We start from the raw sequence: 16,674 nt of genomic DNA, 5'->3' as shown, positions 1-16,674 counted from the left end.
GTGTACTCATGATTAAGAAGCTTCTTTTCAAACCAGAAACCAAACACCAGCTGAAATCCTCACACGAGTACAGTCAAGCCAGCTTCACATGGGTTATCTCTCTGACCTTAACGGTGATCCTGCTTCTGAACAGCTTTGATTTCACTGGGGGAACCATCAAACCGTGGGTGTTCACCGCCTTTGCGGCATATGCACTGTTTACGATCATACAGATCATCATTACGCTGCTGATCCGAAGGGATCTTCAAAGGGACGGAGAAATCCGGCGCTCGACCAGGATCCTGGGTTACGTTCAGCTGCTGAGCATCGTTACGGGGAATCTGTTTACCGTCACGTTCGGTTTCAATCTGATCAAAAAACAGAAGCCTCCCGAATATACGATTGCCGTTTACATGCTGCTAACCCAGCTGTTCGCCATCGCGATATCGGCGCTGAATCTGTTCAAGCCTTACGTCTCGAATACGTTCCTGCCGGCCATGGCCGTGCTTCTGGTTATAGCCGTCGTTCAGCTGATCGCGCTTATCCTCGTTGCCAGGTACGTAAAATCGAATTATGCGCATCCGGCATTGACCTGGCTTGCTTTTCCGATCATTCTGACTGCGGCAACGGGCAATATTTTTGCTCTGGTGCTCGGCATCAACCTGCTTGCGAAGATCCGCAAGAACGGCAATCCCGCGATGACCCGCTGGGGCGACGTATGGGTAAAGCTTACTGCCAATTCGACGGCCATGTCCGGACTGTTCTTCGTGATCTTCCTGTTCTGCCTGTCGGTGACCAGTCTGTTTACCTTCGATTACAGCATTGCGATCGATAACAACTACAGCGCCATCCTGCAGCCGCCAAGCCTGGCATACCCCTTCGGTACGGATAACTTCGGCCGGGATTTGTTCTCCCGGATCGTATTCGGGGCCCGCATCTCGCTGATCGTCGGATTCGCTTCTACGGCGATTCCGGTTGTCATCGGCGGCATTCTCGGTGCCGTCTCCGGCTACTATGGACGCCATACCGACAACGTCATCATGCGATTGCTGGACGTGCTGTACGCCATTCCGGGCATCCTGCTCGCCATTGCGATCATTGCCGCATTCGGAGCCAATACCGTCAACCTCATTCTGGCGCTCAGCGTAGGAGCTATACCGACTTATGCAAGAACCATGAGGGCGAATGTGCTCCTGGTCTCCACCTTTGAGTACGTCGATGCGGCCAGAGCTTTCGGCTCGAGCAATTTTTCGATCATTTTCAAGCATATCGTTCCCAACTCGCTCGCGCCCATGATCGTCAAATCGACGTTAACCATTGGTGCAGCCGTCATCTCGACGAGCAGCTTGAGTTATCTGGGTCTCGGCGTCGAGCCGCATATCCCGGAATGGGGGAATATCCTGAAGATCGGAAGCACGTATCTTGAGACGCATTCCTACTTGGCCATTTATCCGGGTCTGGCCATCATCGCGCTTGTCCTGTCCTTCAACTTTCTGGGCGACGGATTGCGGGATGCGCTCGATCCGAAGCTGGATTAAAGCTTTTCGTGCCCTGGGCACACTAACGTTGGTTTCAAAAAATATTTTATATATATATACAACTCAGGAGGGTATCACCAATGAAAAAGAGTTCCTTGCTGTTATTGTTCCTCTCGCTAGTCATCGTACTGGCCGGATGCAACGTAACAACCAAAGATGATGCACAGCAAAATCAGCAAGAACCAGCGGATACAGCTACAGACACATCCGCTGTTAATATTGAGCTGCTTGGCATGAGCTCTAACGAATCCGATGTCAACATCATTCGCGACCAGCTCACCAAGAACGGCTTCAACGTGAAGCTGAATCTGCAGCCGGACTACGGCAGCTTCAAGGCACAGCAGGATGCCGGCAATTACGACATCGCGCTGTCCAGCTGGACAACCGTAACGGGTAACCCTGACTATGCCGTTCGTTCCCTGTTCAAAACCGGCGGCGACTACAGCATCATGTCCGACGAGGAAGTGGACAAGCTGATCGACCAAGCGGCCACGCAAACGCCGGAAGACGCCGCTCAGACTTACAAGCAGCTGGAACAACGTCTGGTAACGGACAAAGCTTACATCGCTCCATTGTACATCTCCCTGAAGAGCCAAGCGTTCAACAAGGATGTGCTGGACGAGAATTCCGTTCGTCTTTCGAAATCCCGTTCCCTGCCTTGGGAAGCCGTTGATTTCAAAGACCAATCCAAGCGTGCGACGCAGCCGCTGATTCTGTCCCAATCGATCTCTGAACTGACTTCGCTTGACCCGATCAAGGGCAACGACGGTTCCATTAACATCATCAACACCAACATGAACGTACGTCTGATCAACCTGACCGATGATGACAAGATCACGTCCGAAGGCTCGCTGTCTTATAACCATGCCATCGGCGAAGGCAACTCGGAGTACTACTTCATTCTTAGAGACGACATTAACTTTGCAAAAATCACGAACAAAAAAGCGGAAGATTCCGGCGAACGCGTAGGCGCGGACGATGTCATCTTCTCCATGAACAGAGCGAAAGACAAAAATTCGGTGCCTGATCATCGTACCTACACGCTTCACGAGCACATCAACACCGTTGAAGCCGTAACCGACCTGAGCGTACTGGAAAACACCAAGGTTTCCGGCGGCAGCGAAAGCGTCAAGGAAGCGCTGGAAGCCGGCTTGGATACCAAGATCGCTTCTCTCGTGGGCGACAAGAATCAAGCAAGCACGAAAGACGGCAAATACCAAGTCGTCAAATTGACGACAACCGAGCCGTTCCCGCAAGTATTGAACTACCTGGCTCACCAATCGGCCGGTATCGTATCGAAGAAGCAAGTTGAATCCATCAATACGTATGACGTTGAGAAATTCGACGTGAACAAAGACATCCCTTACGGCGACCAGAACACCGTAACCGAAGGCGATAAATACAACAACACACTGTATGCGAGCGGTCCGTATATCCTGTCTTCCAAGAATGACTATGAAGCCACCTTCTTCAAAAACCCTGGCTACATGAAGGGCACGGAGCACGAACCGAAAATCGAGCAAGTGAAAGTACGCTTTATCAAAGATGCGGACAGCACGCTCTCCGCACTGCGCAGCGGCGAAATCCACCTGTACTACGGCGTGCCGGAAACGAAATACGACGTAGTGAAAGGCGACGGCAAGCTGAAGCTGCAAACGATCGAAAGCAATGCCGTATCCTACTTGCTGTTCAACACGAAGAACCGCGATGTGGCAACAAGCGACGATCTGAGAAGAGCGGTGCTTTACTCGATCAACCAGGATGAAATCCTGGCCTACTACAACAACAACAAAATCAAAGCCTACTCCACCGTCAGCCCAATCGTCAAAACCGGCAACGAGCTGGTAGCCGATCCGGCGAAGGTGAAGGAATTCTTGAACGCATATAAAGCGAGCAAGTAAAAAAAGAGGACGACATTAGCGAAAAGCTGATGTCGTCTTTTTTTGATGGAGGTTTATATGCGCCACTTCTTGCTCCCATAACATCGCAATGGGAGTGAGAAATTCTTCTGCATCGCTCTGGCTGTTTTTTTGCATCGCTCCGCATGCGGATGATTCTTCCGATCTCTGTTGCCCCCAGATTTCCATGAATGGATTTTCTAAATGTAGAAATCCGGTGGCAAAGGAGCCCGCTTCGCTTCTCCAGAATCATTCCGCCTTCTCCGCTGAAGCAGTACTTTTAAGTAGAGGGCATCACAGGCTTGTGCTTCGATGCGCTTCACATAAACCATTTAAAAGGACGAAAGATCAGCCGCGCCGCAGCTACTGTCAGCCCTTTTTTATATACGCTTGATATCGTCCACAAGCTCGGGCAAGCCCTCGCGGAAGTAGTGATCGTCGCCCTCGTATGCCCGGGTGACGGCCTGGGGAAGCTGCTTCGCGTAGTGCTGAGCATGCGCGAACGGTACTACTGGATCGTGTCGGCTGTGATATAGATATAGGTTCTGGAGATGCGGCAGCTTGGAAACAAATGAATCGGATAACGCATATTCTTCGTTTTGCCAATCGTCGTCTTTGCCCCAATAAGGGGCGGCGATCAAAAACAGTCCAGAGACGGTTAGCTGCCCGTCTTCTTCCGAGAGGTATTTCAACAGAATGGAACCGCCGAGGGAATGACCTACCAGCAGCACCTCCCCATCCAATGCCTTGATTTCATTGGCAATCTGCGCTTTCCACAAAGCGTAATCCGAATCCGGCATGCCGGGAGATAAGACATGATAAGCTTCACCGAGCTGCTCTTGTAAATGGTCGATCAAGCCGCTGCTTCCTTGGCGGTTGCCTTGCGGGCCGGCACTATGAATGAACAAAACTTGTTTTTTCATGATCCGTCTCCTTCCTGATCTTTGCTTATGGGTATGAGCATGTCCAACAGGATGTGTACCAACCTAGAATAACTGATAGCAGCATACCGGACTTCTTTTCGTTTGCTGACATCTGACCCCATCCGACCTGTATCAGAAACTCACGGCATACCCTTTATCACAGAATAAAGGTATGTCGATATCAAAGTGTCGCCGCCCGGGATCCCCGGCTTATGATGAAGCCGACAAAGAAATGGTTAGCCGTTTCAGTATCAAATTCTTGGCTCCATTAAAGACTAACAAAGCCGCCCCTGCACCGGAATTGAACTGTGACCCAGTTTGTGGACAGTTTGAAATAAACCGCCTAGAGCTTAGCTAGCAAGCAGATGACCTCTGAATTCATCGGGGGTCATCTTTTTTAATGTCCACTGGTATCGTTCTGAGTTGTAGTAGCTTATGTACTCCTTCACTCGCACTCTCACTTCATCAATAGTTTGGCAATCGCTAAAATCAACGTCGTCTTTCAAGTGACCGAAGAATGATTCCATGGGAGCGTTGTCCCAGCAATTGCCTTTGCGCGACATCGACTGCTTAAATCCTGCCTCAGCCATAAGAAGACGAGTTTTAGGATGCGTGTAGTGCATCCCTTGGTCGGAGTGCAGGATCGCTTCTGGATGAATGTTTCCATCTAATCGCTCTAAAAGACCCTGTATTGTCCGCTCGACAATCGGAAGCTCGAGTGTTGCTGCCACGCTGTCGGCAAGGATCTGCCTGGTCGCCCCGTCCTTCACACAGGAAAGGTATGCCCAGCGTCCGCTTCCATAGCGCAAATAAGTGATGTCAGTGAGAAACACTTTCTCAGGTTCACCTTGGTCAAACTTTCTCTTCAGCAGGTTCGGGCATGTCTTGTGCTCTTGAGTTGCCTTAGCCATCTTGCGGTAGGGGTTCGCCTGACGGATTACGGCCACCAAACCTGCCTTTCCCATAAGTCGGCGAATCTTCTTGTGGTTCATGACAACGCCGCTTATCTGTTCCAGCCGCATCTTAATCACAAGCGCACCTGCTTTGCCGCAAAGCGCGTCAAAGTGCTGCTTGATGAGAAGGATGTCCTGCTCGTCCGCAGCCGCACGAAGTTCACGATCTTCTTCCGCTCCCAGCCACCTGTAATAGCCGCTTGGACTTACTTCCACGAGTTCGCACAGATAGCGTGTCATTCGTTTCAGGGCATATGCCCGAATGGTGCGATTTATGATCTCATAGCGCTCAGAGGGCGTCAGCGTTTCTTCTTCTGCCGCTCGAGCGCTTCGAGCTTTTTTAGCATGTCCACTTGAGCTTCAAGCAGTTTGATCTGGGCCCTAGCCCGTTTCAATTCTTCTTCTGCTGACAACTGACCGGCTGGCTTGCGCCCTGTACTGCTCTTACCGCGCCGCTCTGTAGCCAATCCTTCCTCACCGTACAGCTCGAAGGTTTCACGCCACCGTTTTAAGCTGTCTTTGGGCTTCTTATGACCAATAATGTCCAGGTCGAAGCCGGCACGAATAAAGATTTCTGAAGGTGTCTGCCCCTGCTTGTAGGCTTTCAGCGCCTCCAGCTTGAATGCAGGTGTGTATGTAATGGCCGCCTCGGTCACATGATGTACGTTTGGATTCTCCTCAAGCTTCCTCATTTGCTCCTCGGTAAAGAGTACCCGTTTCAACTTCCCCATTTCGTATCACTCCTCGTCACATACCTTGATTAAAACACAAATGACCCACAAGAAGTCACTTTTTTCAAAGTGTCCATCTTATGGGTCACAGTTCAAATCGGTTGTAGGGGCGGCTCTTTTTAGCGATTGATTGCAGGATGAATTACACGGTCAGCACCATTGACGGATCGATGCAATCGGCCATGGACCGAACCTCGGCCCGGCCCGGCTTGCCTGGTACAAATGCCTGCTCTCCGTTATCTCGGCGGCTGAAGGATACGGTCACCGGGATGCCCGGAATCAGGTCAAAGAAGTTATCACTGTAGAAGCCTTCCTCTTCGGCGGACAGCCATACGTGGCGGGCAAGCACGTTGCTCTCCAGCACAAACGCCGTGCCATCGCTTCCTTCGACTTCTTTTACGCTGATGGCCGGACTGTGCAGACGAAGATGCTTGTCATTCACGAAATAGAATGTTTTGCTGTCAACCACGACCCCATCCTGAAGCCATTGCGCCACCAGTACGACCTCGGATGGATCATGTCCGCGGAGCAGCTCATCGGCCGCAGCCCGGAATACAACGAGCGACGCTTGCTCTTCCGCACGGATCGGCTGCTCGGATCCATAGAGCTCTTTTCCGTTAAAATCGAATAACTGAACCTTCAGCGTGCCCTGGACCGCTTCTGAAATATCGGATACGAGATGAACCCGAATCTCCTGTTCCTTGGATTCGACCGAGAGACTGACATCCCGGAAGCAGCGCTTGGCCGCGTACTGCAGCGCCTTCCATCTGCCGAGGTAATCCATGCCTGCCCACGAAGCGACCGGCCAGCAGTCGTTCATCTGCCAATACAGCGTGCCCATGCAATACGGCTTGTTGCGGCGGTGGGCTTCGATCGCCGTCTTCATCGCTTCGGCCTGCTGGATCTGGCTCATGTACAGGAAAGCCTCGAAATCCTTCGGCTCGTTATAATATTGATCCATGTAACTCTTGATCAAGCGGTTGCCGGCACCGTTCTTCTGATGAGCCAGCATGACCTTCGACTCCAGCTCCATATCGCGATCTTCCGCATATGTCCGCACCGTTTTCGGTTCCGGGAAGGACTGGAACCCGTATTCGCTCATAAATCGGCCGACGTAAACGTTGTAGTTGTCAAACGGCTCCGTGTTATGCCACACGCCCCAGTAATGAATATCCCCGCTCGTTGTGGAAGGATTGGCATGCTGCTCCTTGTCATGGCTGAGCGATACCAGCGGGGAGGAAGGCCAATACTCCGCTCCCGGAGCATAACCGGTTACGGCCTCAGGAAGAATTTCGTGGAATATCTTTTCGTAGTCGCTCCAGATCTTTTCGCGGAGCTCCTCGGTATAGTCCTGCTTCCAGCCCCAGCCGCCCTTCTCTTCATAGTGCGCCCAAGCGGAATCAATCTCGTTGTTGCCGCACCAGAGCACGATGCTCGGGTGATTCCGCAGACGGACCAGGTTCTCCTCCGCTTCCAGCCGAACGTTCTCCAGAAACGCCTCGTCGCCTGGATACATGCTGCAAGCAAACATGAAATCCTGCCATACCATGAGCCCGTATTCATCACACAGATCGTAAAAGACGTCTTCTTCATAAATACCGCCGCCCCATACGCGCAGCATATTCATGTTCGATTCCGCAGCGGACGCGATTTCATGGCGATAGCGTTCCGCCGTCACTTCCGTTATGAAGCTGTCGTTCGGAATATGGTTCGCTCCCTTGGCAAACACAGGCGTGCCGTTGAGCTCGATGTAAAAGGAAGTGCCGCGGCTATCCTGCTCCCGTACCAGCTTGACGCTGCGCAGGCCGGTTCGAACCTTTTTCTCCGCAACGGTCCGTTCCGCTTCCGCCAGCTCGGCATGGAACGAATAGAGATGGGCCTCGCCCAGGCCGCGGCACCACCACAGCTTCGGCTCGGCAAGTTCAAGGCTCAATTCAACCGAATGACGGCCTTCTTCCAGCCGAACATCCTGTTCCCATGTCTGGCCGCCCGCACTTACCCGAAGCACGCCTTGCCAAGCTTGCTCCGCTGCAATGGTGGCAACGGCCGTAACCCTGGCCATTTCTTCCGTAACCTCATCCTGGCGAATAAACAAATCATCCAGCCTGAGTTCGGACCAAGCCTCGAGCCTGGCCTCCCGCCAGATCCCGCTGGTCACGAAACGCGGCCCCCAATCCCAGCCGTAGTGATAAGGCGCTTTTCGGGCAAAAATACTCACTTTCTGGTCGCCCATCCCGCCAACCTCGGACTGGTCATTCGAAGCAGGCAGCGGATATCCGAGCTTCTCAAGCTTCGGCAGATCCTCCTGGATAGGGGAACGGAAGCGGATCTTCATCACATTTCCCGAATCCTTGAGCTGTGATTTCACATCGATCCGCCATGAACGAAACATATTATCGGCGGAAAGCACCTTGGCCCCGTTCACGAACACGTCCGCGTAGGTATCCAATCCGTCGAATACGAGTTCGATGCGGGATTGTGCGCTCAGATTCGAATCCAAATCAAATGACGTCTCATATTCCCAATCCTTCTTATCGATCCACTGCAGGTCATGCTCATTCGTCCCGTAGAAGGGATCGGGGATGATGCCATTCTTCAGCAGGTCGGTATGAACGCAGCCCGGCACCTGGGCCGGAAGCCACTCGGATTCGTCGCAAGCCTTGAATTTCCATTGATTTAAAGTCATAACGTTAAAATTCATGATCGTCTCTCTCCATCTCTATATATTGATTTTGATGCGGTTCGGGTCATACCTCATACAGACGTGACTTTTTTCGCACTTCAGCTCGTTCTCCACGCTACGATCAGCTTCCCGGCGAGCGGCAGCGGCCTATAATTGGCATGCCTTACAGATCAAGCCGTCAGCCTTTCAGATCCGGAAGTTCATCCAGCGTGACCGTAAACGGATGATGATAGGTACGGATCAGCTGCAACTCATCCGTATACTCTTCTGAATACCTCCGGTTATTTCCTTCCCCTGTGAACACAAAGTTTCCATACCATGTGCAATTCCATGCCCACGGGCATCCGTCCTCCTGCATGAGATCGGGGTCGGGTATGACACCGTTCTCGGTCAGGGCAATGATTTTTGCCGCATCCGTATACGATGCAGCGGTGCGGAACCGCTCGGATTGCGAGCCGTAATCCCGGGCAGGCGGATAAATGTCCTCCCCGATGATATCGACGTAGGAATCGCCCGGATACCAATCCTTGTGCTGCCCGTTCCATACCCAGATCAGGTTGTTCAATTCGTGGTGATGCGTCATGCGCTCGTACATCAGCTTCCAAAGCGCGATGCAAGGCTCGGGGCCTTTGGCCCCCCACCAGAACCATCCGCCCGATGCCTCGTGAAGCGGTCTCCACAGCACCGGAATGCCGGCATCCTGCAGACGCTTGAGCTCGGCAGCGATCGCATCGATATCCCGGATGATAAGGCCGTACTCTTCCGACGAAGGCTCCGACATCGCCCCTGCGATATCAAAGGTTGTCGCATTGGTATAAAAGCCTCGGCCCCAAGTCCGGTCCGGCGGCAAATCGATCAGATCCTTCGGGGCATTCCAATGCCAGCAAAAGGTGACGATCCCGCCGCGGTCCCACCACTTCATCGCCAGATCCGTATCTTGACGCTCGGCTCCGCGCTCCACCCGGGATGGGGAGTAATTCATGAAATCGAACCCGCCGACGGCCGGGTATTTTCCCGTGACCTCGCGGATCATCTCGAACTCCGGCGTTGACACAACGCCAATCTGCTGCCCGGTCAGCATCCGCTTGCCGTAAATGCTGCACAGATAACCCATTAACCGTTTCGCTTCATTCGAAGCGGCCGGGTTGATCAAGTCCGGCCGGACCTCATAACGGCTGCTGTTTGCTTTTGTCATGCGATTCACTCCTATCCTGTAATTGCTTTATGGATGAAAGATTCTACACATTTCCTCCATCCGTCACACCCAATGGCACAGCCCGATTCCTGCGGCATATCTAATCAGGCAAGCACAACATCTGTCCTGCGGCATGTTACGCATTCTTCGGGATTGCACCTGCCCTGCAGCAGCCTCTACCCGACAACCCCCGTACGCTCCACGCTCTCCACAAAATGGCGCTGCACGAACAGATACAATCCGATCAGCGGCAGAATGGCCAGCAATATCCCCGTATCCACCACAAGCGCCACATAGTTCGGATCGGCCTTGGCCGATGAGCCGAGCCCCATCAGAGCCGGGAGAAACTGGTTGGCGTCCGCCGGCAGCGAAGCGATTTTCAGCGGCATGAGGGACTGTTCGCTCATAAAGAGCGAGGTATAGAAGGTGTCGTTATACTGCCAGACGAACGAGAACAGCGTCACCGTAATGAGCGGCGGAATCGCATTGGGAAGCATGATCGCAAAAAACGTCTTAATCCCGCCTGCCCCGTCAATCAGCGCCGCCTCCTCAATCTCCTTCGGCAGCCCCCGGAAAAATTGGCGGAAGATATAAATGAACAGTCCGGCCTTAAGCCCGGTGGCCGTGGCCGATGTAATGATCGATGGCCAGTAGCTGTTCAGCAGGTTGATGCCCTCTTTTTCCGGAAAACAAGTGAACCAGTCCCAGAATGTCAAAGCTGCGGAAATGCAAATACATCGGCACCATCAGCGTGCTCATCGGGATCAGGATCGTCAGCACCACCAGGCCGAACAGCAGATTGCTTCCCGGAAAGGTGAACCTTGCAAAGCCATACCCGGCAAGCGCCGTCGACACCGTGGTCAGCAGCATCGTGATGAATACGTAAATCATCGTGTTCAGCAGCAGCGGCCAATAATCCAGCAGGTCGAGCACGATCTTGAAATTATCCAATGTGAAATGCACCGGAATCATGTAAATCGTCGGGTTATAAATATCCTGTTTGTCTTTGAACGCGATCGAGAATTTGGTGATGATCGGATAGATGATGATGAATGTGATGCCGATGATCAGCAGATAGCGGAACACTGACCACAGAATCGGCAGCGCCTTGTTCTTGAACCGGTTCAGTCGTTCCTGAGCCGTTTCGTCCGAGCGATCCCGAATCGATGCCATAAGGACCTCCTTTTTTTCCTGCACCCGTCAGTCAGGAATCTCTTTGCCATTAGTTTTGATAAAAGGTTTTCCTTGAGACGATGATTCCCATCAACACCAGCAGCAAGCTGATAACGATGGTATACAGCCACGCCATCGCGGCACTGAGCCCGAAATTCTGCGTTTTGAAGGCCGTCTCATAAATCGTTCGGGTCACGGTGCTGTCCGCGAACGAATCGATGATGGTATAAATCATGTTCGTCAGGATGAGCGGGCTCACCATCGGAAAGGTGATTTTCCAGAACGATTCATAAGCGGTAGCCCCTTCTATCTTCGCGACCTCGTACATCGAGCCAGGGACGGCCTGCAGGGCGGCAAGAAAGATCAGAATCTGCACGCCCGAGCTGCTGATAATATCGTAGATCCTCATGACCGCCCCGATAATGTACTCGGTTACGGTAATGGGAAATCCGGCTTCGGACAAGATGCGCACCATCGATAGCACGTTGAACTGCCCGGAGGCTTGCCCAAGCTCCTCCGCCACCGTCGCATTTCCGACCAGATTGATCAGACCCGAGGTTTCCGCTGCCGAAATCGCGCCTGACGCCAGGATGACCGGCAGGAAGAAGATCGCTCTCGCAAGGGCTCTCCCCCGGAATTTCTGATTCAGCAGAACGGCCGAGAACAGACTGAAAAACAAGATCAGCGGAACGTCCACCACCATGCCCAGTATCGATTCCGTCAGGATCCGGTTGAAGTTCGCGTCCACGAACAGCGCGGTGTTGAAATTGCTCCAACCTACCGGCTCCAGCTCATAGCCCGTGGGAGAGATGTTCAATTTACTGAAGCTGAACAAAATGGACTGAAACAGAGGCCCGGCAAACAAAAAGATAAAGCCGATCAGCCATGGCGCGATGAAGAGGAGGCCGAGCATGGATCTTTTCTGAGTCAGGGACAATCTCATTTTCATGCCCGGTCACCACCTACAGCGTAATTTTGCGGTTCCACTAGGACCCCGTTAACATCAACCGCTTGATCGGTATAATTGATCAGAATCGAGGCGCCGTTCTCGTACCTTACTTCCACCACGCCGTCTTCATGCCGCTTATGCTCCACCATTCGCTGCGTCCGGATCGGCGCCAGCACCTCGTTTAGCTCGTGGTACAAGGAAACCGCTTCTTCGAACCAATCCTTGTAATGCGTGGAGTACATGTCATCGAAACGCGTATACTTCAGCTTCGAGCTTTGTTCATAAGACCATAGGAAATGCGGAGCCGTTCCCAATTCCAGCGACTGCAGGAGCGCTTTGCGCAAATGTTGTTCATTCAGGTTATTGACCGCTGCTCCCGCATAATCCAGGTAGCCGTGAATGACCATTTGATAAAACGGCACGGCTTCATCCGTCAGCCCAAATCCGCTGCTCGACGCCGGGACATCGAGCACGTGGCCTGCATATGGCCAGCTGTAAGCATTGGCACCGGAAACCATCGTATCCGGGTATGCCTCGTGCAGCACCTTCAGCTGATCGGTCACGATAAACTTCGCGGTTTCCCGGAAAACCACCCGCTGCACCCGGTAATCGGAGCTCAGGACATCGCCCAGGTCCCGCAATGACACGGCCCCCATGCCAAACCGTTCATATTGCCCTGTGAATCGGTCCACGTAATAGGGAAGCTTCGCCGGCGACATCAGGTTGTACGTTCCGTAATACGAGTTCATCCGGTTCGTGTTCCGGTCATACGGATGCAGCGCTGCCGTTTCCCTGGTTACGAAACGGGAGGCATCGGATGACGGCGTAAACGCCCCATCGTCATGGTAGACATGCTGGAAGGCAACATCCGGATACAGCCCGCCGCCGGCGTCCTGCAATTGCTTGGATAGTGCCTTAAGCTCGGCGGCGTTTCCGACAACGCTGTCCGTCTTTACCTTCACCGGGGTTTTGTGATGGACGCCTTGGCCAAACCAGCCGAGATAACGCATTCGGAGATTGGCGATGCCCTCGCCGTTCAGAAGAGCGGCGATCTCGCCTGCCTGCTCGAAGGTGGTCATCGAGACGACGGCATCATACGGTACGCCCAGAAAAGATCTCCGTTTATCCACGCTTCCCAGCATATCGAGATAGAACGGAATGCCCTCCGCTTCTTCCAGGGGAACCAGCTTGTTTTCCTTCGCAAGCGTTTCCTGATACAAGCGGGCCATGCCGGAGTAGCTGGCCTCTTCGCCGGACAGGAAACGGTATTTGACGGACAGCTTCCCGTTGTACAGCTTGTCATTCAACAGCTGGATTTCCTGCACCGTACTTCCGGTGTAAAGCTCCAGCATATCCTCGCCGCGCACGGCAAAGCTGCTGAATACATGATTGTACGAATTCTGCTTCCCGCCAATGTCCGCTGACACGCTCGCGATGGCGTCGCCTTCTTCAATCACGGCAAACCAGCCGCCGTCCCCGTTCTTCATGCCGAATACGGGCATCCGCGCCTGCTCGGCCACCTGTCCGCGGCTGCTGCTGTTATGATTCGGATCGGTGCCGTATATGCGCTGCACGTACTGTTCTTCCTTCACTTTGCCGTTATTCAGGTGGATCAGGCTGCCGCTGCCGTCCGGCACCAGCATATAACCCTCGGCCTTCGTTCCCGCCGCGCCGAAATAGCGAAGCAGCTCCACGCTGCGCAGGCGGTGACTCTCGCTTTCCGTTACCTGGTCAAGCGGTATCGTAACGACAAGCGAATCCTCTTCCAGCCGGTATTCGAGCGGAATCTTGAACTGCGGCTTCGAAGAGGCGCTTGCGGCGGCTCCTCCGCCCGCTTCGTTATCATAGGCAAGATCCTCCGCGGTGTAGCCCGCCTGCTCGAAAGCGCCCAGCATTTTTTTCAGAACCAGCTCTTTCTTGATCTGGTCGTCCAGGCGCTCCAGCATCGCAGGGTTATCCTTCATGGGGTAATACCGGGCCTGCACGTATCTGGCCAATGACGCATCCAGCTTGCTGACCACCTTCTCCTGCAGCCGGTCCTGCGAGATGTATTTCGGCAAGGCGTCGATCCCGAGCGAGACATCTCCCAGCGTATACGTGACGCGAACGCCGTTGTCCAAGGCTTCCGCCGTATAGTTCCCGTTCATCACGCTCCACGTATAATTCGGATAAGTCTCAAGCGTGCCGATCCCATCCCGGAACGTCAGCGTCAATTGCGAAGACAGCACTTCTTTCTCGAAAGGCGAAGCAATTCCATCCTCCATCCGGTCTGGCGGATTGCTGTACCATACCGTATCGCTCCGCTTATCCCGCACCGCGACCTCGGTCGTGTCCGGATGGTAGTACAGCGCAAGCGCCTCCGTTTCCGCTACCAGATCCATGCCGGGCACGCCGCCTGTCAAATCGTTCAGGGCGGAGAGCTCCCTGCCCTGCGCCGTCTCGGTCGCCGCAGCACTGTACGCAGCGACGTCGACCGCCGGCGCTCCCCGGTTCACGTAGATCAGAAAGCCCGCAGCCATGCACGTAATAACGGTACATGCAAGCACCGTGTACAGCCATTTTCTTTTTTCACGGCCCACGGCCTCCTTATTGCCTGAAAATGATCTCTCGGTAAACGTTGACAACGAACGTGTAAATCTGCTGCAGCATGCTCAGGACGAGCGTGCCCAGAAATACGATAATGCCCATGACGATCAGGCTCAGTAACATCGTGACGACCGTTTTGCCGGCCGAGTATTGGTGGACCGTCATCGTGCCGACAAAGAGCAGCCCGATAAACCAGATCGCTGCTACCGTCGTTAGCAGATAATAGAACACGGTCTCTTCCTGGACCATGAACCGGCTCGCCAGCGTCATGGGCGGATAGATCAGAACCATCGGAATGAGGGCATATGCGCTGGCCATCACGATCTCCTTAAACTTCCCTTCACCGCCCATGAGCGTGGTGACCGACCAGTTGGAGACGCACCACAGGAAGAACGGGAGGACGATAAATATCAGTTCGTCGATGCTGCTCAGCGTCCGCGGATCATTGTAGTTGACCAGAAATCCCGCATACTGCCGCTGCAGAATCATGGCAATGACCACGAGCGCCAATACGAGATAAGCGACACCGAGCCGCCCCCGGTTTTCATACTTCAGGTCCCAATATCCGTCGAAGGGGTGAACGATCAAATGAAGGGGGAATTTAAGATAGTCCTGCTTCATGCTTTCCTGCCCTCCTCTGCTTTCGGGTTCTTACCGTTCTATAGACCGCGTAGAGCAGCAGGCCCCCGGTCCCTGCCGATAAAAAGGTGCCGAAATGCTCCTTCATGACCTCCCTGCGATATCGTTTATACGCCACGGAATAATTCTTGCGGTCCATGCCCAGTTCAAAATACTTAAGGGCTTCCTTGTTCTCCCCCTTCATGAGCTTCGCTTTCCCGATGCCGATATAAGCGATGTCATAGTTCGCATTGAGCTGAAGAACCCGTTCCCAGTAACTCTCCGCCTCCGCGTCTTCTCCCCGGTAATGATGGCGGACGGCAAGGTTAACCTGCTTCCCAAACTCGGTCGGCTCGAACATGATGATGCTTGCCTTTCCCCGGTCCAGCACAAGCTGACGGTCCCCAAGCCGTTCAATCGCCGCCGGCGTCTTAAATAGGCCCAGCTGATTCCCGATGCCGCCGTATACGAACAGCAGATTGCCGGTCTCGTCGTATGTGAAGACGCGACCTTGGGTAGAGTCCAGCGCGCTGTACATCCCGTCGCCGAGCACCTTAATATCAACGAACTTGGATGGCCCCACCGTTCTTCGATAATAAATATCTCCCGCAACCGGAAAGTAGCCGAAGCGCTTTAACACATCCTCTCCCGACGGATTGAGGCGTTTCATCGGTTCCCTGGATCCGACGTCAATATTCGTGGCATAGACGAACCCCTTGCCGTCCATATCCAGATTGGAGAACTCGGTCGGGATGAACAGTCTCATCTGGGCTTTCTGCGCGTTCGTCGATACCAATCTCCAGAAATAATCGCCATAATCGCGCTTTACCTTAATCGTTCCGACGTACCCGAGAAAGGTACCGTCCTCCTCGAACTGCATAATGCCTTCGTAAACGCCGCGGGCGACAACGAATACCCGTTTGGCTTCATCCACCGCTACTTTCAGGGGAATGAATTGAAAGCCTTGTGGCAGCACATCCGACTCCGGCTGCTCCATGATGCGGACAAGCGACCCTTCCGTCGTCAACACGACAACCCGTTGATGGTCCGTATCCGCGACATAGATTTGCTCATCCCCGTCAATGAAGATGCCGGCAGGATTTGCAAAACCGTCCTCTTTCCCTTCGTTCATGAAAGAATCAATCACACGGATCACGTTCCACGTGTCGTCCAGGACGACGATCCGTTTGTTGCCGCTGTCCAGCACGTAGACGTTTCTGGCTTCCGACACATGCATATCGCTCGGATCCAAAAAATCCCCAATGCCCAGCTCCTTCCCCGTAACGGCGCGTTCCGGCAAATAAGCGGCAGACACGGCAACCGTTTCCTCCCAATAATTGTAGATATAGCTCTCGTACGGAGCACTGGCGGAGACGCTCCCCGGCATTAGGCCGGTAAGCAGCAGGGAGGCCGCCGCGAGAGTTAGCAACCATTTTTTCGCTGACATC

The 16,674-nt window shown here is 53.5% G+C and carries 11 protein-coding genes and 1 pseudogene; 2 read left to right on the top strand and 10 right to left on the bottom strand.

Annotated features, from left to right (window positions below; genetic code table 11):
- The first annotated feature begins 8 nt into the window (after nucleotides 1-8).
- Both P0X86_RS06820 and P0X86_RS06815 read left to right on the top strand, forming a co-directional pair.
- On the top strand, nucleotides 9-1,517 hold the full coding sequence (locus P0X86_RS06820) for an ABC transporter permease (RefSeq protein WP_096775193.1): 1,509 nt from the start codon (nucleotides 9-11) through the stop codon (nucleotides 1,515-1,517).
- 80 nt (nucleotides 1,518-1,597) lie between these two features.
- Nucleotides 1,598-3,418 carry an ABC transporter substrate-binding protein gene (locus P0X86_RS06815; protein WP_213580437.1) on the top strand — a complete coding sequence of 607 codons (1,821 nt, stop codon included), beginning with the start codon at nucleotides 1,598-1,600 and terminating at the stop codon, nucleotides 3,416-3,418.
- A gap of 377 nt (nucleotides 3,419-3,795) precedes the next feature.
- Here P0X86_RS06815 and P0X86_RS06810 read toward each other — a convergent pair whose 3' ends face one another.
- From P0X86_RS06810 to P0X86_RS06765, 10 genes and pseudogenes are all read right to left on the bottom strand, one after another.
- Nucleotides 3,796-4,338, bottom strand: a complete 543-nt coding sequence (locus tag P0X86_RS06810) for an alpha/beta fold hydrolase (protein WP_277748181.1) — start codon at nucleotides 4,336-4,338, stop codon at nucleotides 3,796-3,798.
- A gap of 350 nt (nucleotides 4,339-4,688) precedes the next feature.
- Complete coding sequence (locus tag P0X86_RS06805; protein ID WP_231888093.1) at nucleotides 4,689-5,555, bottom strand: IS3 family transposase; 867 nt, start codon at nucleotides 5,553-5,555, stop codon at nucleotides 4,689-4,691.
- 35 nt (nucleotides 5,556-5,590) lie between these two features.
- Entirely contained in the window at nucleotides 5,591-6,022 is a 432-nt protein-coding gene (locus tag P0X86_RS06800) for an HTH domain-containing protein (protein WP_235613217.1), read from the bottom strand.
- A 142-nt stretch (nucleotides 6,023-6,164) separates the two neighbouring features.
- A complete protein-coding gene (locus tag P0X86_RS06795) occupies nucleotides 6,165-8,723 on the bottom strand; it encodes a glycoside hydrolase family 2 protein (RefSeq protein ID WP_277748180.1) in 2,559 nt (852 codons plus the stop codon).
- 160 nt (nucleotides 8,724-8,883) lie between these two features.
- Nucleotides 8,884-9,900 carry a glycosyl hydrolase gene (locus P0X86_RS06790; protein ID WP_277748179.1) on the bottom strand — a complete coding sequence of 339 codons (1,017 nt, stop codon included), beginning with the start codon at nucleotides 9,898-9,900 and terminating at the stop codon, nucleotides 8,884-8,886.
- A gap of 176 nt (nucleotides 9,901-10,076) precedes the next feature.
- Nucleotides 10,077-11,073, bottom strand: a pseudogene (locus P0X86_RS06785) (carbohydrate ABC transporter permease).
- 49 nt (nucleotides 11,074-11,122) lie between these two features.
- Nucleotides 11,123-12,022 carry a carbohydrate ABC transporter permease gene (locus P0X86_RS06780; protein WP_009589745.1) on the bottom strand — a complete coding sequence of 300 codons (900 nt, stop codon included), beginning with the start codon at nucleotides 12,020-12,022 and terminating at the stop codon, nucleotides 11,123-11,125.
- A complete protein-coding gene (locus P0X86_RS06775) occupies nucleotides 12,019-14,601 on the bottom strand; it encodes a DUF5696 domain-containing protein (RefSeq protein WP_277748178.1) in 2,583 nt (860 codons plus the stop codon). The genes P0X86_RS06780 and P0X86_RS06775 overlap by 4 nt, the downstream gene beginning before the upstream one ends.
- 7 nt (nucleotides 14,602-14,608) lie before the next feature.
- Nucleotides 14,609-15,229, bottom strand: a complete 621-nt coding sequence (locus P0X86_RS06770) for a Yip1 family protein (protein WP_096775185.1) — start codon at nucleotides 15,227-15,229, stop codon at nucleotides 14,609-14,611.
- A complete protein-coding gene (locus P0X86_RS06765; RefSeq protein WP_277748177.1) occupies nucleotides 15,210-16,673 on the bottom strand; it encodes a gluconolactonase in 1,464 nt (487 codons plus the stop codon). Before P0X86_RS06765 ends, P0X86_RS06770 begins: the two co-directional genes overlap by 20 nt.
- Nucleotide 16,674 lies beyond the last annotated feature (1 nt).

It is taken from the genome of Paenibacillus sp. BR1-192, assembly GCF_029542445.1.
In the GTDB taxonomy this organism is placed as follows: domain Bacteria; phylum Bacillota; class Bacilli; order Paenibacillales; family Paenibacillaceae; genus Paenibacillus_AQ; species Paenibacillus_AQ lautus_A.
The sequence above is the reverse complement of the archived record's forward strand: the minus strand, read 5'-3'. Positions and strand labels throughout refer to the sequence as shown.

Coding starts and splice junctions, on each gene's coding strand:
- P0X86_RS06820 (WP_096775193.1), top strand. CDS start 9: ATGATTAAGAAGCTTCTTTTCAAACCAGAAACCAAACACCAGCTGAAA.
- P0X86_RS06815 (WP_213580437.1), top strand. CDS start 1,598: ATGAAAAAGAGTTCCTTGCTGTTATTGTTCCTCTCGCTAGTCATCGTA.
- P0X86_RS06810 (WP_277748181.1), bottom strand. CDS start 4,338: ATGAAAAAACAAGTTTTGTTCATTCATAGTGCCGGCCCGCAAGGCAAC.
- P0X86_RS06800 (WP_235613217.1), bottom strand. CDS start 6,022: ATGGGGAAGTTGAAACGGGTACTCTTTACCGAGGAGCAAATGAGGAAG.
- P0X86_RS06795 (WP_277748180.1), bottom strand. CDS start 8,723: ATGAATTTTAACGTTATGACTTTAAATCAATGGAAATTCAAGGCTTGC.
- P0X86_RS06790 (WP_277748179.1), bottom strand. CDS start 9,900: ATGACAAAAGCAAACAGCAGCCGTTATGAGGTCCGGCCGGACTTGATC.
- P0X86_RS06780 (WP_009589745.1), bottom strand. CDS start 12,022: ATGAAAATGAGATTGTCCCTGACTCAGAAAAGATCCATGCTCGGCCTC.
- P0X86_RS06770 (WP_096775185.1), bottom strand. CDS start 15,229: ATGAAGCAGGACTATCTTAAATTCCCCCTTCATTTGATCGTTCACCCC.
- P0X86_RS06765 (WP_277748177.1), bottom strand. CDS start 16,673: ATGTCAGCGAAAAAATGGTTGCTAACTCTCGCGGCGGCCTCCCTGCTG.